This is a genomic window from Vibrio brasiliensis LMG 20546 (assembly GCF_000189255.1).
Taxonomy (GTDB): Bacteria; Pseudomonadota; Gammaproteobacteria; order Enterobacterales; family Vibrionaceae; genus Vibrio; species Vibrio brasiliensis.
In genome coordinates, this window is sequence record NZ_AEVS01000070.1 from 37,692 (window position 1) to 61,915 (window position 24,224).

General features: G+C 45.6%; 24 protein-coding genes. 17 read left to right on the forward strand and 7 right to left on the reverse strand.

Annotation, left to right across the window (positions count from 1 at the left end):
• The first annotated feature begins 88 nt into the window (after positions 1-88).
• The 8 genes from RH46_RS11310 (at position 89) to RH46_RS11345 (ending at position 6,564) form a co-directional block, all read left to right on the forward strand.
• Positions 89-841 (forward strand): heme ABC transporter permease, encoded by a 753-nt coding sequence (locus RH46_RS11310; protein ID WP_006879582.1) that lies wholly within the window; start codon positions 89-91, stop codon positions 839-841.
• Between the two features lie 2 nt (positions 842-843).
• The gene (gene ccmD, locus RH46_RS11315; protein ID WP_006879583.1) at positions 844-1,050 is read left to right on the forward strand and encodes a heme exporter protein CcmD; all 207 of its coding nucleotides are present in this window, start codon (positions 844-846) and stop codon (positions 1,048-1,050) included.
• Positions 1,047-1,532: a cytochrome c maturation protein CcmE gene (gene ccmE / locus RH46_RS11320; RefSeq protein WP_006879584.1), complete on the forward strand. Its 486-nt coding sequence runs from the start codon at positions 1,047-1,049 to the stop codon at positions 1,530-1,532. The genes ccmD and ccmE overlap by 4 nt, the downstream gene beginning before the upstream one ends.
• Positions 1,529-3,487 (forward strand): heme lyase CcmF/NrfE family subunit, encoded by a 1,959-nt coding sequence (locus RH46_RS11325; protein WP_006879585.1) that lies wholly within the window; start codon positions 1,529-1,531, stop codon positions 3,485-3,487. The genes ccmE and RH46_RS11325 overlap by 4 nt, the downstream gene beginning before the upstream one ends.
• Positions 3,487-4,041: a DsbE family thiol:disulfide interchange protein gene (locus RH46_RS11330; RefSeq protein ID WP_006879586.1), complete on the forward strand. Its 555-nt coding sequence runs from the start codon at positions 3,487-3,489 to the stop codon at positions 4,039-4,041. The genes RH46_RS11325 and RH46_RS11330 overlap by 1 nt, the downstream gene beginning before the upstream one ends.
• Positions 4,038-4,520, forward strand: a complete 483-nt coding sequence (locus tag RH46_RS11335) for a cytochrome c-type biogenesis protein (protein ID WP_006879587.1) — start codon at positions 4,038-4,040, stop codon at positions 4,518-4,520. Before RH46_RS11330 ends, RH46_RS11335 begins: the two co-directional genes overlap by 4 nt.
• The gene (gene ccmI, locus RH46_RS11340; RefSeq protein ID WP_006879588.1) at positions 4,520-5,737 is read left to right on the forward strand and encodes a c-type cytochrome biogenesis protein CcmI; all 1,218 of its coding nucleotides are present in this window, start codon (positions 4,520-4,522) and stop codon (positions 5,735-5,737) included. The genes RH46_RS11335 and ccmI overlap by 1 nt, the downstream gene beginning before the upstream one ends.
• 65 nt (positions 5,738-5,802) lie before the next feature.
• Entirely contained in the window at positions 5,803-6,564 is a 762-nt protein-coding gene (locus RH46_RS11345; protein ID WP_006879589.1) for an MlaA family lipoprotein, read from the forward strand.
• Between the two features lie 78 nt (positions 6,565-6,642).
• On the opposite strand, the gene RH46_RS11350 is transcribed toward RH46_RS11345, so the two are convergent.
• The 4 genes from RH46_RS11350 to RH46_RS11365 all read right to left on the reverse strand — a co-directional run bounded on the left by RH46_RS11350 (position 6,643) and on the right by RH46_RS11365 (position 11,100).
• Positions 6,643-7,890 carry an outer membrane protein transport protein gene (locus RH46_RS11350; RefSeq protein ID WP_006879590.1) on the reverse strand — a complete coding sequence of 416 codons (1,248 nt, stop codon included), beginning with the start codon at positions 7,888-7,890 and terminating at the stop codon, positions 6,643-6,645.
• Positions 7,891-8,208: 318 nt separating this feature from the next.
• A complete protein-coding gene (locus RH46_RS11355; RefSeq protein ID WP_006879592.1) occupies positions 8,209-9,528 on the reverse strand; it encodes an outer membrane protein transport protein in 1,320 nt (439 codons plus the stop codon).
• Positions 9,529-9,794: 266 nt separating this feature from the next.
• Positions 9,795-10,523 (reverse strand): DUF3379 domain-containing protein, encoded by a 729-nt coding sequence (locus tag RH46_RS11360; protein WP_006879593.1) that lies wholly within the window; start codon positions 10,521-10,523, stop codon positions 9,795-9,797.
• Positions 10,516-11,100 (reverse strand): sigma-70 family RNA polymerase sigma factor, encoded by a 585-nt coding sequence (locus RH46_RS11365; RefSeq protein ID WP_006879594.1) that lies wholly within the window; start codon positions 11,098-11,100, stop codon positions 10,516-10,518. The genes RH46_RS11360 and RH46_RS11365 overlap by 8 nt, the downstream gene beginning before the upstream one ends.
• A gap of 580 nt (positions 11,101-11,680) precedes the next feature.
• Here RH46_RS11365 and fadI point away from each other — a divergent pair.
• From fadI to RH46_RS11380, 3 genes are all read left to right on the forward strand, one after another.
• The gene (gene fadI, locus RH46_RS11370) at positions 11,681-12,988 is read left to right on the forward strand and encodes an acetyl-CoA C-acyltransferase FadI (RefSeq protein ID WP_006879595.1); all 1,308 of its coding nucleotides are present in this window, start codon (positions 11,681-11,683) and stop codon (positions 12,986-12,988) included.
• Positions 12,988-15,108, forward strand: coding sequence for a fatty acid oxidation complex subunit alpha FadJ (gene fadJ, locus RH46_RS11375; protein WP_006879596.1), 2,121 nt, complete (start codon positions 12,988-12,990; stop codon positions 15,106-15,108). Before fadI ends, fadJ begins: the two co-directional genes overlap by 1 nt.
• A gap of 102 nt (positions 15,109-15,210) precedes the next feature.
• Positions 15,211-15,759: an NAD(P)H nitroreductase gene (locus RH46_RS11380; protein WP_006879597.1), complete on the forward strand. Its 549-nt coding sequence runs from the start codon at positions 15,211-15,213 to the stop codon at positions 15,757-15,759.
• A 42-nt stretch (positions 15,760-15,801) separates the two neighbouring features.
• Here the strand turns inward: RH46_RS11380 and RH46_RS11385 are convergent, their stop codons facing one another.
• Positions 15,802-16,677, reverse strand: coding sequence for a LysR family transcriptional regulator (locus tag RH46_RS11385; protein WP_006879598.1), 876 nt, complete (start codon positions 16,675-16,677; stop codon positions 15,802-15,804).
• Positions 16,678-16,922: 245 nt separating this feature from the next.
• On the opposite strand from RH46_RS11385, the gene RH46_RS11390 reads away from it, so the two are divergent.
• The 6 genes from RH46_RS11390 (at position 16,923) to recR (ending at position 22,642) form a co-directional block, all read left to right on the forward strand.
• Positions 16,923-18,023 carry a response regulator gene (locus RH46_RS11390; protein ID WP_006879599.1) on the forward strand — a complete coding sequence of 367 codons (1,101 nt, stop codon included), beginning with the start codon at positions 16,923-16,925 and terminating at the stop codon, positions 18,021-18,023.
• 272 nt (positions 18,024-18,295) lie between these two features.
• Positions 18,296-18,727, forward strand: coding sequence for a YbaN family protein (locus RH46_RS11395; RefSeq protein ID WP_006879600.1), 432 nt, complete (start codon positions 18,296-18,298; stop codon positions 18,725-18,727).
• A gap of 175 nt (positions 18,728-18,902) precedes the next feature.
• Positions 18,903-19,448, forward strand: coding sequence for an adenine phosphoribosyltransferase (gene apt, locus RH46_RS11400; protein WP_006879601.1), 546 nt, complete (start codon positions 18,903-18,905; stop codon positions 19,446-19,448).
• A 29-nt stretch (positions 19,449-19,477) separates the two neighbouring features.
• Complete coding sequence (gene dnaX, locus RH46_RS11405; protein WP_006879602.1) at positions 19,478-21,622, forward strand: DNA polymerase III subunit gamma/tau; 2,145 nt, start codon at positions 19,478-19,480, stop codon at positions 21,620-21,622.
• Between the two features lie 74 nt (positions 21,623-21,696).
• Positions 21,697-22,026 (forward strand): YbaB/EbfC family nucleoid-associated protein, encoded by a 330-nt coding sequence (locus RH46_RS11410; RefSeq protein ID WP_006879603.1) that lies wholly within the window; start codon positions 21,697-21,699, stop codon positions 22,024-22,026.
• A 16-nt stretch (positions 22,027-22,042) separates the two neighbouring features.
• On the forward strand, positions 22,043-22,642 hold the full coding sequence (gene recR, locus RH46_RS11415; RefSeq protein ID WP_006879604.1) for a recombination mediator RecR: 600 nt from the start codon (positions 22,043-22,045) through the stop codon (positions 22,640-22,642).
• A 52-nt stretch (positions 22,643-22,694) separates the two neighbouring features.
• Here the strand turns inward: recR and aqpZ are convergent, their stop codons facing one another.
• Together aqpZ and RH46_RS11425 are read right to left on the reverse strand one after the other, a co-directional pair.
• Complete coding sequence (gene aqpZ / locus RH46_RS11420; RefSeq protein WP_006879605.1) at positions 22,695-23,393, reverse strand: aquaporin Z; 699 nt, start codon at positions 23,391-23,393, stop codon at positions 22,695-22,697.
• Positions 23,394-23,615: 222 nt separating this feature from the next.
• Complete coding sequence (locus RH46_RS11425) at positions 23,616-23,864, reverse strand: YkgJ family cysteine cluster protein (RefSeq protein ID WP_006879606.1); 249 nt, start codon at positions 23,862-23,864, stop codon at positions 23,616-23,618.
• Between the last annotated feature and the right edge of the window lie 360 nt (positions 23,865-24,224).

A 24,224-nucleotide genomic window follows, 5' to 3' on the forward strand; every position in this document is an offset into this window, starting at 1 on the left:
CACGAATTTTTCCCTTTATATAAATTACAAAACTAATAATTGTTTAACAAAAAAGTTAAACAAACCTGAAGTAAGAGTGAGAACAACGATGTGGAAATGGCTCCATCCTTATGCCAAGCCTGAATCAGCTTACCAGTTATGCGGTAAGCTCCTGCCATGGTTCTCCATACTAGCACTGCTATGTCTATCTATCGGTACTGTATGGGGTCTTGCCTACGCACCTTCTGATTATCAACAAGGTGATAGTTTCAGAATCATCTATATCCATGTTCCGGCAGCGATTTGGTCAATGGGTGTCTACATGTCGATGGCAATTGCTGCCTTTATCGGTATCGTATGGCAGATCCGTTTATCTGATATGGCCGCATCTGCGATGGCGCCTATCGGAGCGGTCTACACCTTTATTGCACTATTGACTGGCGCGATTTGGGGTAAGCCTATGTGGGGCACTTGGTGGGTATGGGATGCTCGACTAACGGCAGAGCTTATCCTGCTATTTTTGTACTTGGGTGTTATTGCTCTTTACCACGCGTTTGACGACCAAAAAACGGCGGCTAAAGCTGCTGGTATTCTGGCGATTGTCGGTGTGGTTAACCTTCCAATTATTCACTTCTCTGTTGAGTGGTGGAACACGCTTCACCAAGGCGCGACAATTACTAAATTTGAAAAACCGTCGATCTCTAACGATATGCTTTGGCCATTACTGTTAAACATCTTCGGCTTTGCCTTCTTCTTTGGCTCACTCACTATGATCCGTTTGCGTAACGAAATCATAAATAAAGAGAGCCATCGCCCTTGGGTAGTGAAGCTGGCAGCAGATAAATCTCAGAGAGGGAGTTAAACATGCATTTTGAATCTTTGAGTGACTTCTTTGCTATGGGTGGCTACGCAGGATATGTGTGGACAGCATTCGGCATAACTTTCGGCTCTATGCTGGTGTTACTGCTGGTGAGTGTACGTCGCGGTCGTGCACTGTTAAATGAAGTTCAAGCAAAAGTGGATAGACAAGCTCGTATTGATGCAGCTAAAAATTTGGAGAACACACTATGAACCCAAGACGTAAAAAGAGACTCGGCATTGTTGTCGCGATCTTTTTTGGTATCAGTGCAACCATAGGTTTGATGCTGTATGCACTTAACCAGAATATGGACCTTTTCTACACTCCAACTGAACTGGTTAACGGTAAACCTGACGGCACCAAACCGGAAGTAGGCCAACGTCTACGTATTGGTGGAATGGTTGTTGTAGGTTCTGTTAAACGTGACTCTGAATCACTGCGTGTCTCTTTTGACCTCCACGATGTCGGTCCTACAGTAACGATTCTATACGATGGCATCCTGCCAGATCTGTTCCGTGAAGGGCAGGGGATTGTTGCACAGGGCGTCCTAAAAGATGCTACTACGGTTGAAGCGTTCGAAGTATTAGCTAAACACGATGAAGAGTACATGCCGCCAGAAATTGCAGAAGCAATGAAGAAAACGCATGAGCCACTTCAATACACTGAACAACAGAAACAAGGAAGCGATCAATGATTGCTGAAATTGGTCATTTTGCCTTAATCGTCTCATTGGCATTAGCAGTCTTGCTAAGCATTTTGCCACTGGTTGGGGCATCTCGTAACAACACACTATTAATGAACAGCGCCAGACCTCTCTCTTGGGGTATGTTCCTGCTGTTGTTTGTCTCATTCGCAGTCTTGCTTTGGGCTTTCTACACTAACGACTTTACCCTCAACTATGTTGCCAGCAACTCAAACAGCCAACTACCTTGGTACTACCGTTTAACCGCGGTTTGGGGTGCACACGAAGGCTCACTATTGCTTTGGGTATTAATTCAGGCCGGTTGGACCGTTGCAGTTGCATCATTCAGCCGTGGTATGCCTCAAGAGTCAGTTGCTCGAGTGTTGGCAGTGATGGGTATGATCACAGTGGGTTTCCTACTGTTTATCATTCTTACTTCTAACCCATTCTTGCGTACGCTGCCATTCTTCCCTGTTGATGGTCGTGATTTGAACCCACTTCTTCAGGATCCGGGTCTTATCATTCACCCACCAATGCTTTACATGGGCTACGTTGGTTTCTCGGTAGCGTTCTCGTTTGCGATTGCATCGCTAATGACAGGTCGTCTTGATACCGCTTGGGCTCGTTGGTCTCGTCCTTGGACGACAGCCGCTTGGTTGTTCCTGACACTTGGTATCGCACTAGGTTCTTGGTGGGCTTACTACGAACTTGGCTGGGGTGGCTGGTGGTTCTGGGATCCAGTAGAAAATGCCTCATTTATGCCATGGCTAGCAGGTACTGCACTCATGCACTCACTAGCGGTGACAGAGAAGCGCGGTACATTCAAAGCATGGACAGTGTTACTTGCGATTTCTGCATTCTCACTAAGTCTGCTAGGTACGTTCCTGGTTCGTTCAGGCATTCTGGTTTCAGTGCATGCCTTTGCGTCTGACCCATCGCGCGGTATGTTTATTCTTGGCTTCCTGGTCTTTGTTATCGGCGGCTCTCTACTGCTGTTTGCTGTTAAAGGCGCATCTGTACGAGTTCGTGGTAACTTTGAACTTGTCTCACGTGAAAACGCATTACTAGCAAATAACGTACTACTCATCGCAGCACTGGTTGTGGTACTGGTTGGTACGCTACTACCGCTTGTTCACAAGCAAATTGGTCTGGGCTCAGTATCAATTGGTGCACCATTCTTCGACATGCTGTTTGCATGGCTCATGATTCCGTTTGCCTTCCTGCTAGGTATCGGTCCTCTGATCCGTTGGAAGCGTGACAATTTGTCTGGATTAGTAAAACCAATGGCAGTGTCGGGTGTGGTATCGCTTGTACTTGCGGCAGTCTTTGTCTTGCTGCTATCAGACCACTTCCTGTTTATGGCTTACCTGGGTTGGGTAATGTCGCTGTGGATCTTATGTCTTCACGGTTTTGAGTTGTACCAACGTGCGACTCACCGCCATCCGTTTATGGAAGGTGTTAAGAAGCTTCAGCGTAGTCACTGGGCAATGATGTTAGGCCACGTTGGTCTTGCGGTGACGGTTATTGGTATTGCGATGGTGCAGAACTACAGCATTGAACGCGATGTACGTTTAGCCCCAGGCGAGCACTTCGAGATTCAAGGTTACGATTTTTACTTTGAAGGTCTGCGCGATAAAGATGGCCCTAACTACGACGGATACATTGCGGATTTTGAAATCACGCTTGATGGTAAATACATCAACACATTGCATGCAGAGAAGCGCTTCTACACCACTGCTCGTTCTATGATGACGGAAGCGGCGATTGACCGCGGTATTACCCGTGACCTATACATTGCGATGGGTGAACGTTTAGACGACAACAAATCTTGGGCTGTACGTATTTACTACAAACCGTTCGTTCGTTGGATTTGGGCTGGTTCGTTGCTAATGGCTCTGGGTGGTGCGATTGCGATCAGCGATAAGCGTTACCGCTTCAGAAAGAGCGCGAAGAAGCAGGAGGCATAATGAATAAGAAATTTCTGTTTATTCCCCTAGTGGCGTTTTTGGGCTTGGTGGCGGTATTTGCCACCCAGCTGGTAAAAAACCAACATGGTGATGACCCGACGAAACTGGAATCAGTACTCGTTGGTAAAGAGGTACCTAAGTTCAAGCTAGAAGACTTAGCTGAGCCGGGTAAGCTTTATGATCAGGCTATCTTTAAGGGCGAACCGCTGCTGCTAAACGTATGGGCGACTTGGTGTCCGACTTGTTATGCAGAGCACCAGTACCTTAATGAACTGGCATCGCAAGGTGTTAAGATCATTGGTATGAACTACAAAGACGACCGTGAAAAAGCCGTTGGCTGGCTAAACGATCTGGGTAACCCTTACCTGATTAGCCTGTTTGATGGCAACGGTATGTTAGGTCTTGACCTTGGTGTTTATGGTGCACCTGAAACATTCCTTATCGATGCGAACGGCATCATTCGCTACCGTCATGTTGGCGATGTGAATACGCGTAACTGGAATGAAAAGCTAAAGCCAATGTATGAAGAGATGTTGGCGGAGGCGAAGCAATGAAAAAGTGGATTATCGCTCTAGCTACCAGTCTGCTGTTGGTAGTGACAGCTCATGCTGCGATTGAAGTGTACGAATTTGAAACTCTGGAACAGGAACAACAGTTTAAAGAGCTTGGTAACACGCTACGCTGTCCTAAGTGTCAAAACAACACCATTGCCGATTCTAACGCCGAACTGGCTGTAGATTTACGTCATAAAGTTTATGAAATGACCAAAGAAGGTAAATCTAAACAGGACATCATTGACTACATGATTGCTCGTTACGGCAACTTCGTTACCTATAATCCGCCATTTACGATTGCGACTTCAATCCTATGGCTTGGGCCGATCGCAGTGGTGCTATTTGGTTTTGGCTTTATTCTGATTCGAAGCCGTAAAACGAAAGCAAAATCTGGTGCTGAAAAGCAGCAGTGGGATGCGGATAAAGAAGCGCGCCTTAAAGCGCTGCTTAACGAAAAGAATGATGGAGACAAGCAGTAATGACACTATTTTGGATAGCTTCAGTCATTCTTATTGCAATCGCTATTGTGATGATTGCACTGCCTTTTATTAAGAAGAAGACCAACAACGATGCAGAGCTTCGAGATGAGCTCAACAAAGCGTTCTACAAAGACCGTCTTGAAGAGTTGGAAGAAGAAACCGATGAAGGTCTGGTAGATAATCAACAAGACCTTATTGACGACCTTAAGCAGTCGCTTCTTGATGATATTCCGGCAGACAACAACAAACAGCAAGAGAGTAACACCTCAGCACTGGCAGTGATTGTTCCTTCAGCGCTACTTGTGATCGGCCTTTCGTACGGTCTCTACTTTAAGTTCGGTGCATCTGATGATGTGACGCAATGGCAGCAAGTTAGTGCTAACTTACCCGCATTGTCTAAAAAGCTAATGTCACCAGAAGGTGCGGCATTAAGCGACGATGAAATGGCGGACCTAACGCTTGCTCTGCGTACCCGACTGCATTACCAACCTGACGATTCAACGGGCTGGTTACTGCTAGGTCGTATCGCGCTGGCTAATCGAGATATCGATACCGCTATCGGTTCGATGAAAAAAGCGTACAACCTAGAGCCAGAAAACACGGATGTGATGTTGGGCTACGCACAGGCATTGATGCTTTCTCAGGACGATGTGGATCAGGATAAAGCACGCAAGATCTTAGGTAAGCTGGTTCAGCAGGACTATGTTGATCTGCGAGTATTCTCACTGCTGGCTTTTGATGCGTTTGAGCGTAAAGACTTCCCTGCAGCGGTTCGTTACTGGAGCATCATGCAACAGATGATTGGCCCTGAAGATAGTCGCTACGAGATGTTAAGCCGCAGTATTGAGAATGCGCAAAAACAGATGGGTCAGCAAGTAGGCACTGGCAAATCCGTTGCGGTAAGCATTTCTTTGGGTGAACAGGTTAATGCTGACCCTAACTCGTCACTGATTGTGTCTGTTCACACAGCAGATGGTTCACCTATGCCAGTAGCGGCAGCGCGCTACCCATTAGGTACCTTCCCTAGAACGGTTGTTCTGGATGATGGTAACAGTATGCTTCAGGACAGAAAGCTCTCTTCACTTGAGTCTTTGATGGTTCGTGTCCGTATTGATAGTGATGGAAACGTAGCAACCAAACAAGGGGACTGGTTTGGTGAGAGCGAAGCCGTTAAAATGGGCGAACCAGTTGAAGTTATGATTAATAATCAGTATTAATAGCTACAGATTATCGATCAAGTAGGCCGGTGTATTCACCGGCCTTTTTTATGGAAATAATAATAATGAAGAGTATTAACTCACGGCTAGGGATATTGCTCGTCGCAGTGTTGGCACTGTCTGGCTGTGCGAGTGCACCTCCAGATGAGGAAGCAGGTCTGAATCAGCAACAAGTTTATGATCCTATTGAAGGTTTTAACCGTTCAATGTGGACCATTAACTATGATTATTTAGATCCTTATTTCGTTCGCCCGGTGTCATTAGCTTACGTCAACTATGTACCAGTACCGATTCGTAGTGGTATCAGCAACTTTTTAGGTAACCTCGACGAACCCTCCAGCATGATAAACAACCTGTTGATGGGTAATGGCAGTAAGGCGCTTGACCACTTTAATCGCTTCTGGATTAACACCACGTTTGGTTTAGCGGGTTTAATCGATATCGCATCAGAGGCGGGTATCACTGACCATAATGAAAAAGCGTTCAGTGACGCCGTCGGCCACTATGGGGTAGGCAATGGTCCTTACGTGATGGTGCCGGGTTATGGTCCCTGGACAGTGCGTGAAGCAACCGATGTTGTCGATGGTATGTATGTGCCTCTGTCCTTCCTTAATATTTGGGCAGGGTTAGGCAAGTGGGCGCTTGAAGGGATGGAAACGCGTGCAGCGTTAGTCAATCAAGAGGCACTACTAGATAACTCTCCAGATCCGTATGCATTGACCCGCGATGTTTATATTCAGCGTCAGGACTTTAAAGCAGAGATCGTCACAGAAGATTACGACGAAGATGAAGAAGCTTATTTAGATGAGTATCTGGAAGAGTTTTAAACACTATCTCGTTACACAATAAACAAAGGGCTCGGTCAATGACCAAGCCCTTTTGGTATTTACAGTAAACTCTGCAAATTAGAATGTGTAGTTAGCTTGTACACCGATTAGCCAGATGCTGCCAGTAACTTCGCCTTCGAAGCTACCGCCGACTGCATCTGCAGCTGGGTCGGACTCTTGCATGCTTGCGTCTTTTGCAAAGATGTAAGTAAAGCCTGCGTCGAAGCTAAGTTGTTCTGACCATTGGTAACCTGCACCAAGGCTTAACCATAGGCGATCTGTTTCTGGAATAGTTGCAGTGCGATGTTCTTCGCTAACGGCTGATTCATCATATGCGATACCAGTACGAAGAGTTAGCTGTGAATCAACTTGGTAAGTCGCACCAACAGCGTAGCGGAAGTTATCCTCCCAGTTTTCTTCCTTAATAGTGTTTGAAGCCTCGCCTGGGAAGTCTGCAACTAGTTTTTCGAAGCTGCTCCAGTCTGTCCAGTTAATGCTAGTGTGAATTGCTAAGGCATCGTTCACTTGGTGGAATGCGGCTAGTTCAGCTGTAGCTGGAAGGGCAAGGTTCATCGAGCCTGGTTTGTAGTTTGAACCAAAACCAAGACCTTTAGCGTAACCTTCAAGTGTTAGGTCAACTTCAGACTTGTAAGTAAAGCCTAGACGACTACTTTCATTAACTTGCCAAACAGTACCTGCTTGCCATGCCCATGCACTATCTTCGCCTTCCATGTATTTGAGTGTAAGGCCATCAGCAGGTGCAGCTTGAGGTGGAGTAATGGCGCCGAAGCTTCCTTCCGCATCAATATAGCGTAGGCCCGCACCAATGCTTAGTGATTCAGTTAACTGATACGCAGCATTTAGGTTTGCTTCTATTGAGTAAACACTTGCCTCGTTTCCATGGTTAGCACCCGCAAAGTCAGTACCTAAGTTAGTTTCCATACCGTAGTTAGTGCCCAGAGCAAAGCCTAGAGCAAACTTATCGTTGTATTTGTGAGAAACATAGAAATTTGGAATTACGGCATCATGAGCGAAATCAGATGAACTCGTTGGAATTGCACCAGCACTTGTACCGCTGATGTCGACATTTGGGTCAACATAGATAGCGCCCACAGAAATCTGAGTACCTTCCAGGTAAGTCAGCATTGCTGGGTTGCGCCATTGTGCACTTGCATTATCTGCCATAGCTGCTTCACCAGCGTACGCACGACCAAGGCCTGTTGCTGAGTATTCTGCTAGCTGGAAGCCCGCTGCGTTTACTGCCGCTGATGTTGATAATAGGCTACCCGCCACTGCGATAGATAGGAGAGTCTTATTCATTTTCATTGTAATGTTCGCTGAGTTGATTTTATTTCAGTCGGGCGATCATAGAGTTAGAGCTAATACTTTAAAAATTAAAAACATTGTACAGAGGGTTTTTGAAGTAATATATCGCACATTTCAAATCGATAGATAAAAACACTGGATGTTAAGTGCTTGTTTACAAAATTCAGCGAACACTTGTGTTGTAGACAAACGTTTTTCGGGTACAGGTGTAAGCTTAAATCGTGAAGCTGTAGGAACTACTGCAGTGGTGAGAGTGGGTTAGGGGCAATAAAAAGGGCCAGTAGATACTGACCCTTGATAATAGTGCGTTAGCTTAAATTAGAATTTATGTGTGTACTGAACACCGAACAGCATTGCTGTTGCTTTAGTTGTTGTATCAAGTACTAGTAGGCCGTCGCTTAGAGTATCTTGTACTTTCTTCTCTTCACCCACTAGGTAAGTAAAGCCCACATCAATCGCCTGATCTTGGTTGAAGTGGTAAGTCGCACCAGCAGAGAACCATTGGCGGTCAGAATCAGGTACTGATACTGATGTGATTTCATCTTGTACGCCTTCATCAAACATGTAGCCTACACGCGCTTCCCAGTTTTCGTTGATGTAGTAAGTACCACCGATTGAGTAATGGAAGGTATCTTTCCACTTGTACTCTTTGATTTCAGTACCTTCAGTCGTTACTAGACGGTCAAATGCGCTCCAACCAATCCATTGAACGCTGTAGTGAACCGCGAATGGAGTTTCATTGATACGGTGGTAACCAGAAAACTCTAGCATGTCTGGTAGTGGGATCTTAAGATCGCCAATGTTTGAATCACCTTGGTAAGAAACAGTACCACCGACTTCTTTTTCTGGGCTGTAATGGTAGCTAAGGCCAAAACGGTTGTTTTCATCTAGTTCGAAAACAGTGCCTACGTTAAAACCAAATGCCCAACCATCTGCATCAATGTTTACCAGATCATCAGTCAACGGAAGAGTTGGTACGATAGAAGAAGTGCCTGGAGATTGACGCTTAAGTTCACCTTCACCATAGATGATATCTAGACCACCACCAACGCTCCATTGTTCATTGATGCGGTATGAGCCTGCTAGTAGGAAGTTCATTGTGGTAACGTTTGTTACACCACCAAAGGCATCTGCGCCTGGTGTCACAACGGCACCACCAAGATGGCTAACATTCGAACCTGCACCCCAGCTACTATCAAATTCGTTGGTAGTACCGAAGTTAGAATACAAACCTAATCCCACAGCAAATTTTTCGTTGACAGGGTGAACTAAGTAAAGATTAGGAATCACAGATGTAGCATCGTTTGTTGTGTCTTCAACGCTTGATTGCGCGTCGGTACCACCGATTGCTGAACCATTTGTAGTAAAAGTGGAGTCTTTTACTTCTACTTCTGAATCAATAACGTTAAAACCTACTGAAACTTCAGTACGGTCAAATAGAGACATAGCAGCAGCGTTGCGTGACATAACAGAAGCGTTATCAGCAATTACTGCGTCACCTGCAAATGCACGGCCTAAGCCAGTTGCAGATTGTGAGTTAAGTTGGAAGCCTGCAGCGAGAGCGTGTTGCGAAGCTAGAGTTGCGGTTGTGATAGTCACTGCTAAAAGTGATTTTTTAAACAGACGCGTCTTGTTCATTTTTGCTTTTCCTTTTTGGTTCGTCTCTAAGTGGACGATATAATTTGAGCAAAAGCTCAGTGGTGGCTGATACTAGACCCAAGTATATGATATAGAAATCCGACCATTGGGTACTTTGGCAATAAAATTGCGTAAATGACGTATATCTGGCAGGAAAATGCTGACAAAAGCATCTTTTTAGAGTTATGACTCTAGTTTTATGCTAAAAAAATGGCCTGGACGAGTTGCCCAAGCCATGACGTGTGTCACAAATTGTTACTGGTTTGTTAAATTTGTGGTTTGATGATTTTTGATACGCTTTCAGCGATTTTAGCCACGTTTTCACCCTCTTCACCGACAAGGATTAAACTGGTATTTCCCATAGGTTCAACAATACCCGTCATGCCATCCTCTTCGAAGTTGACCGCTTTGTCAGACGCAATGCCGGTTAAGAACAGTGTTACCTTGCCTTTTTCGCCCTGAAAGACCATGTGCATCGCGTTAGATTTACCAAAGCCACAGTGGTTAAGGTAATAGACGTGATACGGGAAGGTCTCAGACAACTGATGCTCAAAAGGCATCATCTTAGCGTTGATTTGTGCTGACTCTACCTGTTCATCAAGATGTGCGACAAACGGCTTTTCATCAACGACATGCTTCATTGCAGTACTGGCTAAGCTTGCTTGTGCCGGCGATACGACTAAGTTACCCCAGTTTAGTTGTCCAACCAGAATACCTGCGACAAAGGCAACCGAAGCAGCCATCGCCATCGCTTTACGGGCGAAGTTAGGGCGAACAACATTGTTTTCAACCGATGATGTTTGATTGAACAGGATTCGATCAGCGAGATCATCAGGTACATCGACAGACATCGCTTTGGCAATGCGCTTGTCGAGATCGAGGATCTCATCTGCAAACTGACTATTCTGCTCGTTTGCCGAAATCGCAGCATTGATGTCTTCATCCCGATGTTTAGGATCGGACATAATGCGTCTACGGAATTCGAGTTCATCCATTTTGCTGCCCCCTGTGTGTATTATCTGAATCTAACATCTCTTTCAGTTGATTACGTGCTCTGAATAGGCGTGTCATAACGGTATTTTTATTCAGACCGAGAATGTCACCTATCTCTTCACCACTAAATCCACCTACAACCTGAAGAAAGAGTGGTTCGCGGTACTCTTCTTCCAGCTTCATGATCTGAGCTTGTACCCACTGGGTCTGGTGATGCGGGTCATCGGAGACTTTTGCATCATTACCATGGTCGTCGATATCAACCAGATCAAATTGCTTGCGTTCGAAGCGGCGGGCGTTTTCTCGTCTCAAAATAGTAATGAGCCAAGATTTCGCGGCTTTTTCATCTTGCAGGCTATCAAGTGACTTCCAGGCTCTTAAGCAGGTTTCCTGTACCAAATCTTCCGAAATGGTGGGATCTTTACACAACCAATATGCGTATCGATACAAGTCACGGTGATAGGCTCTTACAAGAGCTTCATATTTTCTTTGCTTGTCCATATCCGAGTTGACCGGATCGTTGGACTTTTTCTTTCCAAAAAAGCGAATAATTGACACATGTGCCTCCCTCGTTGCCATGTGATTTCTTATTTTTCTTAGATTGGCTCCACAACCCATCTATGGTAACTGACTGTGATTTCAACAGTATGTGGTGCGTTTTAACCTATTCACAGTCGGTTTCGTCGTGACCTCACAATTATATTGAGAGATATATAAGTCATGCGACATAGAAATCGAACTAAAATTGATCTACTTCAAAATCTAGCTAACTCTAACGGTTATAGTAACACCTGTCATCTAGTCGATGTTTACATCGACAAGTTGAGCAAGATGACACTTCCTTTTGAAGGCTGACTTTACTTTCTCCTAATCAGGAAACTGATTATTTCAATTGGCGTAAGTTAATTGCTTTATATATTCCAACCACACAGTTTTGTGTGGTTTTTTTTTGCCTCCAAACCTAGCTAATCCGGCCTTGTCCGATAAATTTCACTTCCTTCTGACGTCTTGTCCTACCTAAGCTGTATTAATTATTGCACCTAACCCGTGGCTAATGTGGAATCTGGCTTAAGTCACGTTTATTCAAACGAGCGTTTGATTGAATTAACAATCTCGTTACAATGATTCTGGTCAGACCTCTATCTATTAAGGAGCAACAATGGGCAAGCAGGAAGTGAAAACTCGCTCAGGAGAACGCGTGGCGATTGTCGCAGGATTGCGAACGCCTTTTGCGCGTCAAAGTACAGAATTTAGTCAGGTTCCAGCAGTGGATCTGGGCAAAATGGTGGTGAGTGACATGCTTGCTCGCACTGAAATCGATCCGAAACTGATCGAGCAAGTCGTATTTGGTCAAGTAGTACAAATGCCTGAAGCACCGAACATTGCTCGTGAAATCGTATTGGGCACTGGTATGCACATCAATACTGATGCTTACAGTGTGACTCGCGCTTGTGCGACAAGTTTTCAATCAGCAGTTAACGTTGCTGAGAGCATTATGGCTGGTACGATCGACGTAGGTATTGCTGGCGGTGCAGACTCTTCATCTGTATTACCGATTGGCGTGTCGAAAAAGCTTGCTGCCAATCTGCTTGCTTTAAGTAAGACCAAGACACTAAGTCAGAAACTAAAAATCCTTAAAACACTTTCATTTAAAGACCTGATGCCAGTACCACCAGCTGTTGCGGAGTATTCTACAGGCCTGTCGATGGGGCAGACCGCAGAGCAGATGGCGAAATCTCACGGCATTACTCGTCAGGCGCAGGATGAACTGGCTCATCGTTCGCATACGTTAGCGGCTCAAGCGTGGGCCGACGGTAAGATTGCGGGTGAAGTAATGACGGCTTTCCCTGAACCTTATAAAAAATGGATCGATAAAGATAACAACATCCGCCAAGACTCGACCATTGAAGGTTATGCAAAACTTCGCCCTGCGTTTGACCGTCAGTACGGTAGCGTTACGGCTGCAAACAGTACTCCTCTAACAGATGGTGCTGCGGCGATTATGCTAATGCGTGAAGGCAAAGCGAAAGAGCTCGGCCTTGACATCATGGGTTACATTCGCTCATACGCTTTCTCTGCAATCGGCGTAGAGAGTGATATGTTGATGGGACCTTCCTACGCAACACCAATGGCGCTCGACCGAGCTGGAATCGAGCTTTCCGATCTTACTTTGATTGATATGCATGAAGCGTTTGCTGCTCAGGCTTTGTCAAATGTGAAGATGTTTGCGAGTGACAAGTTTGCCCAAGAGAAGTTGGGCCGCTCGAAAGCGATCGGTGAGATTGATATGGATAAGTTTAACGTGCTAGGTGGTTCTATTGCCTACGGTCACCCGTTTGCCGCAACTGGCGCACGTATGATTACTCAAACGCTAAGAGAGCTGCAGCGTCGTGGCGGCGGTCTGGCTCTTAACACAGCTTGTGCGGCTGGTGGTTTGGGCGCGGCAATGGTATTGGAGGTAGAATAATGAGTGAACAAACCGCATTTAACTTATCAATCGACGAGCAAAATATCGCTTGGTTAGCCATCGACGTTGTTGGCGAAAAGATGAATACACTGCAAGCAGCTTTCGCTGAAGAGATGGAAGCTATCTTTGTTCAGCTTGCTGAAAAGCAGTCTTCGCTTAAAGGTCTTATTGTTCACTCGCTAAAACCAGACAACTTTATTGCCGGCGCTGATGTACGCATGCTTGATGCTTGCACCAGTGCAAGTGAAGCACAGGCTTTGGCAGAGAAAGGTCAGCAGATGTTTCAGCAGCTTTCGGATCTCCCTTATCCGGTAGTTGCAGCGATCCACGGCCCTTGTTTAGGTGGTGGTCTGGAGCTGGCTCTGGCATGTGACTATCGCGTTTGTAGTGACTCTGATAAGACTCGTCTAGGTCTGCCTGAAGTTCAGCTAGGTCTGCTACCGGGTTCTGGTGGTACGCAACGTTTACCACGTTTGATTGGCCTATTACCGTCATTGGATTTAATTCTGACTGGTAAGCAGCTGCGCGCTAAAAAAGCCAAGAAGTTGGGTGTTGCTGACGCAGTGGTTCCACAGACAGTGTTACTGGAAGTGGCGAAAAGCTTTGTTGAAAAACACACAGGTAAGAGCAAAGCAAAACGCAAAGCTTCGACTAAAGAGAAGCTGATCGCTAACACCGGTCTTGGACGCAAAGTGATTTTCGATCAGGCTGCGAAAAAGACTCGCGAGAAGACACGCGGAAATTATCCGGCAGCTGACGCGATTCTGGAGGTGATTCGTTTCGGTCTGGAAAAAGGCTTTGAAAAAGGTCAGAAGAAGGAAGCGGAACGTTTTGGTGAGTTGGTTATGACCAATGAATCGAAAGCACTTCGCTCGATCTTCTTTGCCACTACAGAAATGAAGAAAGAGAATGGTAGCTACGCTGATCCGAAAGCATTAGAGCGTGCAGCCGTGCTCGGTGGCGGTTTGATGGGCGCGGGTATCAGCCATGTCAGTGTCGCGAAAGCAAAAGTACCAGTGCGTATTAAAGATGTGTCAAATGATGGTGTATTGAACGCACTTAAATACAACTACAAATTGTTCGAAAAGCAGCGAAAACGCCGCATTCTGTCGAAAGCTCAGCTGCAAAGCAAGATGTTACAGCTGTCAGGTGGTACTGACTTCACTACCTTTAACCATACAGACATTGTTATCGAAGCCGTATTTGAAGATCTACAACTTAAGCAGCAGATGGTTGCAGATGTAGAAGAAAACGCTAAAGATAGCACCATTTTTGCTACTAATACCTCATCGCTGCCGATCCATCAGATTGCTGAAAAAGCGGCGCGCCCGGAAAATGTGGTAGGTCTGCATTACTTCAGTCCAGTAGAGAAAATGCCGCTTGTAGAGGTGATTCCTCATGAGGGTACGTCTGCAGAAACCATCTCAACAGTGGTTGAATTTGCCCGTAAGCAAGGTAAAACACCAATTGTTGTTAAAGATTGTGCCGGTTTTTACGTTAACCGTATCCTAGCGCCATACATGAACGAAGCGGCGCAGGTGCTGTTGACGGGTGAGCCGATTGAGCAACTTGATACAGCACTGCTTAATTTCGGTTTCCCGGTTGGGCCTATCACATTGCTTGATGAAGTGGGTGTTGATATTGGTGCCAAGATCATGCCTATCTTAGTCAATGAGCTTGGTGAACGCTTCCAGGGACCTGACGTATTCGACAAACTGCTTAATGATGACCGCAAAGGACGTAAGAGTGGTAAAGGCTTCTATACCTATAAAGGTAAGAAGAAAGAAGTGGATAAGTCAGTTTACAAATTACTTGGTCTGACTCCTGAATCTAAGCTAGCAGAAAAAGATATCGCCATGCGATGTGTTCTTCCGATGCTTAATGAAGCGGTACGCTGTCTGGACGAGGGTATTATCCGCAGTCCGCGTGATGGTGATATTGGTGCAATCTTTGGTATTGGCTTCCCTCCATTCCTGGGTGGTCCGTTCCGTTATATGGACCAAATCGGTATCAAGAAGCTGGTAGAGATCATGAATGATCATGCACAGAAATACGGTGACCGTTTTGCACCGTGTGACGGGCTGCTGACACGAGCTGGACTTGACAGTACATTCTACTGATTTACAAAGTAATTAATCGCAGGCGAGCCGAGAGGTTCGCCTTTTTTGTTTGTGAGAGTTATTATCAAGAAGAAAAAACGATAACGCTAAAAAGGATGTCAAATGGATGCTCTAGATTTATTGCTCAACCGTCGCTCAATTGCCAAGTTGTCAGAGCCAGCTCCAGAAGGTAAAGCATTAGAGAACATTATTCGTGCAGGTCTGCGTGCGCCTGATCATGCAGGGTTAACACCGTGGCGTTTTGTTATCGCTCAGGGTGAAGGTCTGAGCAAGCTGTCAGATATATTGGTTACAGCAGCACAAGCAGAGCAAAGTGAACAAGCGGTGGTCGATAAAGTAAAGAACGCGCCATTTCGTGCCCCTATGGTGATCACTGTCATCGCTAAAGTCACTGAACATGAGAAAGTTCCGGCAATAGAACAGCATTTGTCTGCGGGTTGTGCGGTACAGGCTATGCAGATGGCGGCGGTAGCGCAAGGGTTCCAGGGTTTCTGGCGTTCAGGTAAGTGGATGTTCCATGATGAGGTGCGTCAGGCGTTTGGTCTCGAAGGTGAGGATCAGATTGTTGGCTTCCTATACCTTGGAACACCAGGCTGTACGCCAATGAAGGTACCAGAGCGAGATCTGACTAAGTTCGTCGAATACCTTTAAAGAGAAACTTAGAGCTTGGCATTACGCCAAGCTCTTTTGTTATTAGTGAATGTTGTAAGCAATTACAAAGTCGATAAATAAGCGAACTTTCTCTGGAAGGTGATCTTTGTGGTTGTACAACATATAGATATCGCGTGGGTTGGCACTCCAGTCCTGGAGCACGCGCACCAGACTGCCATCTTCGATGTATTCACGCAGCATAACGTCAGGCATTAGCGTGATGCCTAAACCTTCAGAACAAGCACTTCTCACAACGTTAAGCGTATTGGCCTGAAAGCGGCCTTTATCGTTATTAACAACGGTCTCGCCACTGTTATTCGACAACTGCCATTTTAAAAGAGGCGCGCCTTTTAATAAGGAGTGCTGATGAAGCTCTTCAGCATGGGTTGGCGCTGGGTGAGCTTTTAGGTACTCAGGGCTAGCGACGAGGATGTCAGCAACAGAGCTGATTTTACGAGCGATTAGGCTTGAGTCGCGCTGTGGACCAACACGGAAGATGACATCCCACTCTGTAGGATCAAGTTGGTCAGCCTGATTGCTGGTCGTAAGTTCGATGTTGATGTCTGGATACTGCGACATAAACGCGTTGAACATCGGCATCATCATTCGCTTGGTCAGGTTTGATGGCGCGGTAATACGTATCTTACCTGCAGCACCACGACACTCATCTGTGATCTCTTCCGCCGCCAGCGTTAGTCGGTTTAATAGGGGAGAGCACTCAGCGTAAAAACGTTCACCCGCTTCCGTCAGAGAAAGTTTACGCGCATGGCGATTGAGTAGGCGAAGGTTCAGAGACTCTTCTAATGCCTGAATACGTCGCGTAATTGTTGCAACTGGAATCATCGTCTTACGAGAAGTTGCTGTATAGCTCCCATTTTCGACTACAAGTCTAAACAGGTTGAGGTCATCTAATTTCATTGTACCAGACACATTTTTTTACGAATTCGGTTAATTTATATCTATATCAAATGCTAAAGCTTGAGTCACATCAACAAGTACAGCGAAATTTGATATCCCATACATATAGTATGCAACTGAACTGCAAAGTGGAAGATTTGTATAAACAGCCTTTCAAGACTACTTTTTAAAGAGTGTTTGAAACAACTGACAACAATAAAAATAACGGCACGTTGTACCACATGATATGTGTGAGGCGAAGGTTTATGCATAAGACAATCGAAGTTGGGGCCAGTGCAACAGTACCAGTCTCTGTTGGACAAAAAGTGATTATGCTGGTGGATGACGACCCTATTTTTCGTCGTATCACCTCAGGTTTTTTAGTTGCCCAAGGATATAAAGTTATCGAAGCTGAAGACGGTCTCGATGGCTTACAAAAATTACGTACAAGTGAACCAGATTTAATCCTGTGTGACCTCTCTATGCCAATTCTTGATGGAATTGAGTTTGTTGAAGAGGTCAGTCTTGAATACCCATCATTACCGTTGATCGTGGTTTCTGCCACCGACGAAATCGCAGACGTTGCTAGAGCGTTGCGTTACGGTATTAAGGATTTTCTGGCTAAACCGATCAGTAACCATGCTCATCTGGCAAGTGCGATCGAAAATACGTTGGATGATTCTGATAATCACCTGAGTGATCAGCGCGACTTTTCGAGCCAGTGGTTCAGAGTCGATAGTGGTGATATGCCCGAAGAGCAAGAGTTACATTGGCATTTAGAGTACCTGGAAGAGAATCCAATCGCGGCGAAAGATCTTCTGCATGCTTTACTGCCAGATAAGGATACCTCTCAGGGTGACTGGAAGTGTAGCTATCGACTGTTGCAATCCACCGATGTTATGCCGCTAGTGTTTGATTATGCATGGCTGATTAATGGTCAGTTTGCCTTCTATCTGGTTGATTCAGCCAGTGAAGGTCAGCATGGCGCTGCAACGACTCTGATGATCCGTGCTCTATTCCATGACTACTTACGTAATTTGAAATGCTTTAATGCTGATCTCAAGGACATCTCCGCTCTGCTTGAAAAGGGGATTGAATGCTCCGGATGCAGCACTCCAGTCAGGGCGTTGTTTGGCATTGCTGACCTATCTGAAGGAACTCTTTCATTATTGCCGGCTGGGTTGGATGCCCAGTGGTCGAATGGTTACATCTCTCAGCATATTCCGGCAGGAGCCTTGTTAGGGGAGAAATGTGGCAAGAATTTTATCACTTCAGATTTGCCGATTCAGTCAGCCTGTCAACTGACGCTTAGTTGCCTGGGTTCGAGCAGTTTCAGTCTGGATATATACAACGGAGCCAAGGCCTAGCGCGTACAGTCATAAATTTGTAATAACCCTCATTTTAGTCGGTGTTTGTCGAACACCGATTAGGGTATAGTCCGCCATAAACAAAAATAGCCCATTTCATTAACAATAACTTAATGGTTTGGGTAATAAGTCGTCACCTAATATTTAGAGAAGTGAGCTCATGGCAGACAAAGATTTTAAAGAACCGTATAATATTTTTTACTTTCTAGGATTCATCGCAGTACTACTTATCCCAACGCTTCCAGCGACTCTTACCTGGATTCGTGTTTTAAATGGGTACGCGGGCTTCTAAGCAGCATTTGGAGCATGCCATCAATATTCGTAAATTGTTTCTCAAATTTGTTGGTATGCTCAGCCTAGTATTAGGCATCATAGGTATCTTTCTTCCTCTCCTCCCAACAACACCATTTATCTTACTCGCCAGCGCCTGCTTTATGCGCAGCAGCCCAAGATTCCACTACTGGCTAAGACATCACAAAACCTTTGGTCCTATGCTGACTAACTGGCATAAAAACCGAGCTGTTACGGCTAAGGTCAAAAAGCGTGGAGCCTTATGCATATTGATTAGTTTTGCTTTCTCGATCTGGGTCGTGCCCCATTTCTGGTTAAAGATTATGCTAGTTTTAATGCTGGTGGTTTTACTCAGTTGGTTTATTCGTTTGCCTGTGATGGAGCACCTTGCCGACAGCGAAGAAAATCACTAAGATTGCTAGGAAGTGTGCCCGCTTTTGAAGTGGGCGTTTGTTTTTTAGGCACAATAAACCTTGGTAGCTATTTCGGTTATAACCCTAGGTTAGATTGTGCTGAGAACCTCGCTATTCGTTGGTTACTCTCCAAAACGGAAAGTTAAATCAACCTAGCCAATCTAAGTATAGAGTTATGACGACTGAAACAATTGCGCAGATCAAATCTAGCATCAAGAGTATTGCTGACTACCCAAAACCAGGCATCCTTTTCCGCGATGTAACGAGCCTTATGGAAGACGCAAGTGCTTATCAGGCAACTATTCAACTATTGGTTGATCGTTACAAAGAGATGGGTTTCACCAAAATTGTTGGTACTGAAGCGCGTGGTTTCCTATTTGGAGCACCTTTGGCGCTTGAACTCGGTTTGGGTTTTGTACCAGTGCGTAAGCCGGGCAAACTACCTCGTGCCACTGTCGCTCAATCATACGAACTTGAGTACGGTACAGATACACTAGAGATTCACACCGATGCAATTGTCGAAGGTGACAAAGTGCTTGTGGTTGATGACCTGCTAGCAACTGGCGGCACTATCGAAGCGACGACTAAACTGATTCGTCAGCTGGGTGGCGTTGTTGAGCATGCTGCATTTGTGATTAACCTGCCTGAAATCGGTGGTGACAAACGTCTTGAAGGTCTGGGCCTTGATGTTTACGCCATTTGTGAGTTTGAAGGTCATTAATCGGGTAGGTTATTAGTGAGTATAGTTTCATGAGTTATCTTGCCTTAGCGCGAAAGTGGCGACCGACTCGATTTAACGAAGTCGTCGGTCAGGCCCATGTCTTAACAGCACTAGAAAATGCTTTAGCACAAAACCGTTTACACCATGCTTACTTGTTTAGTGGTACTCGTGGTGTCGGTAAAACAACCATCGGGCGTTTGTTTGCTAAAGGGTTGAACTGCGAAACAGGGATAACGGCGACGCCTTGTGGTGTTTGTGATACCTGTAAAGAGATTGATGAAGGTCGCTTTGTTGATCTACTCGAAATCGATGCTGCCTCTCGCACTAAGGTTGAAGATACTCGTGAACTTTTAGACAACGTACAGTACAAACCTGCACGTGGTCGATTTAAGGTTTACCTTATAGATGAAGTTCACATGCTCTCTCGCCATAGTTTCAATGCACTATTGAAGACACTGGAAGAGCCACCTGAGTATGTGAAGTTCTTATTGGCGACGACCGATCCACAGAAACTTCCTGTGACGATTTTGTCTCGCTGTTTGCAGTTCCATTTAAAACCAATCAGTGTTGATAATATTCATCAACAGCTTGACCATATTCTTCAGCACGAAAATGTAGCTGCAGAAGCTCGAGCTTTGGGAATGATTTCCCATGCGGCTGATGGCAGTATGCGTGATGCACTGAGTTTGACTGACCAGGCGATTGCACTTGGTAATGGCCAGGTGTTGACTGATAGCGTTGCTCATATGCTTGGTACTCTAGATACTGACCAGGCTCTGCACCTGTTAGAAGCGATCAGCTCTAAGCAGCCACAAGTGGCAATGGACAGCGTTGCTCATTTGGCACAAAACGGCGTTGAATGGGATGGTTTGCTGCAACAACTGGCGACACAATTGCATCGTTTAGCCATGTATCAGGCACTGCCAGCGACATTAGATCAAAGTCAGCCTGACGCAGAAAAAGTTGAACTACTAAGCCGTCAACTTAGCCCTCAAGATGTTCAGCTTTACTACCAAATTGCGTTAAAAGGGAGACAAGATCTTCCTTTGGCTCCGTCTGAAAGAACCGGCTTAGAGATGGTTATCTTGCGTATGATGGCATTTAGACCAGCATCGCAACCACAGGCGAACTCGATATCTGTACAAGCTGAAGCGCCTCAACAGACGCAGCCTAGTGTGGCTGTCAGTCCGGCACCTGTACGTCAGGAAACTTCAGTACAACAGCCAATGAGTCAACCTGCTTCTCGTCCAACTCAAACGAGTTCAGTACCGCAACAACAAGATGTGATGCCTCCGGTATCCAGCTATGACGTGCCTCCAATGCCAGATCATATGCCGGAGCCGCCACACTATGATGACTCTCAGCAATATTATGCTCAGCAAACCAGTCAGCCTAATGTAGCACCACAACCGGCAAGGTCACCTCAAGCGCAACAAGCCGCTGCGCCGCAAGAGCCAAGCTCTCCGCTATCTGGCCTGAGACACCAATTGCGTTCACAGCGTAAGGGGTTGAGTTCGGGACAAGGCAGCACGCCAAAAAAGGCTGATGCGACATCTGCAAAACCAGAATCTGTTCTAGAGCGTGTAGCAAGAAAACACGCCGGATCAGCGCAGGTGTCGCCATTGTCTAGCCCTGACATTAACGCAACATCTGAACCGGCGAGCGATGAGCCTTATCGTTGGAAGCCAACACAACCACAGGTTAAACAAACTAAGGTTGAATTGACTCCCACGCTGTTGAAGCAAGCGTTAGAGCACGAAAAAACACCTGAAATGGTACAGAAACTGGTTGATGAGAGCCTGGTGCAGAGTGAGTGGGCAAATCTGATCAGCCAGCTCAACACGGCCAAGCTTACAGAACAGCTGGCACTTAACTCCTATTTTCAAAAGAGTGACGCTTCCATCTCTTTAACACTAAGGGCGTCGCAAGCGCACCTGAACACTGACAAGGCTCAGAGTGAATTGCTTGGTGAGTTAAACCGAGTTCTTAACCAAGAGTGTCATCTGAGCGTAGAGATTGGTGAGAGTGGTGAAACGCCACTAGAGTTAAGAGACAAGCTTTATCAAGGACGCTTGCAGCAAGCGTTTGATAGCCTGGAAAGTGACACCAACATTCAATTTATTCAAAAGCGGTTTGCTGCGCAGCTTGATAGCGAAAGTGTCAGACCGATTTAATTTTACGGGGTTGAAACTTAATGAGTCGATCCCAATCTAATAACGTAACAAGCTAACTAACCAGAGAGATTAACATGTTTGGTAAAGGCGGTATGGGCAATTTAATGAAGCAAGCCCAGCAAATGCAAGATCGCATGCAAAAGCTTCAAGAAGAAATCGCAAATATGGAAGTGACAGGCGAGTCTGGCGCTGGCCTTGTTAAAGTCACCATCACTGGCAGCCACAGCGTGCGTCGAGTTGAGATCGATGACAGCCTGATGGAAGACGACAAAGAGATGCTTGAAGATCTTATCGCAGCTGCGTTCAACGATGCTGCACGCCGTGTTGAAGAAACTCAAAAAGAGAAAATGGCAGGCGTTACAGGCGGTATGCAACTACCACCTGGCATGAAAATGCCTTTCTAATCAGCAAGGTTAGTAAATGCGCACCAGTCATATGCTGGAGCAATTGATGGAGGCCTTACGTTGTCTACCTGGGGTTGGCCCCAAGTCGGCGCAGCGTATGGCCTTTCATTTGTTACAGCGAGATAGAAAAGGCGGCTTACAATTAGCCGACGCTTTAAGTCAGGCGATGACCGAAATTGGTCACTGCACTGAATGTCGTACTTTTACCGAAGAAGACGTTTGCCATATCTGTACCAATCCTAAACGTCAGGAAAATGGTCAGCTTTGTGTGGTCGAGAGTCCTGCAGATATTGCTGCAGTAGAAGCAACGGGTCAGTATTCAGGCCGATACTTTGTTCTGATGGGGCATCTGTCGCCATTAGACGGAATTGGCCCAAGTGATATTGGTCTTGATGTTCTCGATTATCGATTACGTCGAGGGGACATTGCAGAAGTGATTCTCGCGACTAACCCAACTGTTGAAGGTGAAGCAACGGCACACTACATTGCAGAGTTGTGTAAAGAGAGTAATGTCTCGGCAAGCCGAATTGCCCACGGGGTTCCTGTTGGCGGTGAGCTAGAGTTGGTTGATGGTACAACACTGTCCCATTCATTACTTGGTCGACAAAAGCTGTAACTGCCGTCAAAGATAAAACAAAGCCGCGACATTGGTCGCGGCTTTTTTATTTCTATAATGACTCTTGCGAGCCAGAGAAAGCTCGATAAGCAAGGGCTCCGATAATGGCGCCAGCAATAGGTGCTACCCAGAATAGCCATAATTGAGAGACAGCCCAGTCGCCAACGAAGACTGCAACGGCAGTACTACGAGCCGGGTTTACCGATGTATTGGTCACAGGAATACTGATTAAGTGAATCAGTGTCAGACCCAAACCAATAGCGATAGGAGCGAAACCTTGAGGAGCGCGCTTATCAGTCGCCCCCATGATAATGATTAGGAACATCATGGTCATTACTACTTCAGTAATCAAAGCTGCGGTCATCGAGTATTGACCCGGAGAGTGCTGACCATAGCCGTTTGCAGCAAAACCTGAGGCAGCGGCATCAAATCCCGACTGGCCTGTAGCGATCAGGTACAATACTGTCGCTGCAATTAAACCACCAATGACTTGCGCGACAATGTAAGGGATCACCTGTTTGGCTTCAAAACGGCCGCCTGCCCACAAACCAATAGTTACTGCTGGGTTTAGGTGACAACCAGAGATGTGGCCGATGGCAAATGCCATAGTCAGTACTGTTAGACCAAAAGCGAGTGAAACCCCTAGCAGGCCAATACCGACATCAGGGAAACCGGCTGCTAACACTGCACTGCCACAGCCTCCAAGAACCAGCCAAAATGTTCCGAAGGACTCTGCGATATATTTGTTCATTAGGTAATTCCTAAGATTTGATTGGAAACACCCGTAGAACATAGGCGAGATTTGTCAGAATTTTGTGAGCCAAACAGATAACAAGGGCGTTTGTTTGGTTATTCCAATAGTTGAAACTCGAATATGTAGGAAAGTGAGATATAAGCGCTAAAACTAGCCTGACTCATTCTAGTCATGGACTCGCTGTCAAACAGATAAACGGATCTATAGCGGAAAAGAAAGTCAGGTTAAGGCTTCCAACTCTGTGATGTTCTTGATTGCTTCGTCATTGGTTGAACCACATACCACAGGGCAAGGCTTGAATTGGTGGCATACTTTTGGACGTTCTTGCTGGCCAAATAACTTGCACAGATTCTCCTCATTCAATTGAATGCAACGGACACCAGCAGGCTTACCATTTGGCATACCTGGTATTGGGGAAGAAATACTAGGAGCAATACAGCAAGCTCCACAACCTAAGCGACAATCCATCAGTGGTTAACCTTAACGAAGTTTGGCTGCATGTTAGCAAAAAATGTGATTTTCATCACTAGTCTGTTTGAACGTTAGTTCGATCAGTTGCGCAAAACGTATCTCGTTGAAGAAATTATTGGATGAAATATCTCAGTGTTCTGCTCGGCCAATGTATCAAAACTATGCTCTTAGAGATAAAAGGGATGGGAGCTGGTTATCTATTTACAAAATGGTCATCCAATAAAAATATGGAATGAATATCACTAAAATCCAAATTTTCTTTGAACCAGTTCTTCATTTAATTTTATTTTAATAATATAAATGTAATTAAAATATCGTACGATGAACTTATTATTTTAGAACTCTAGACCGTATAAA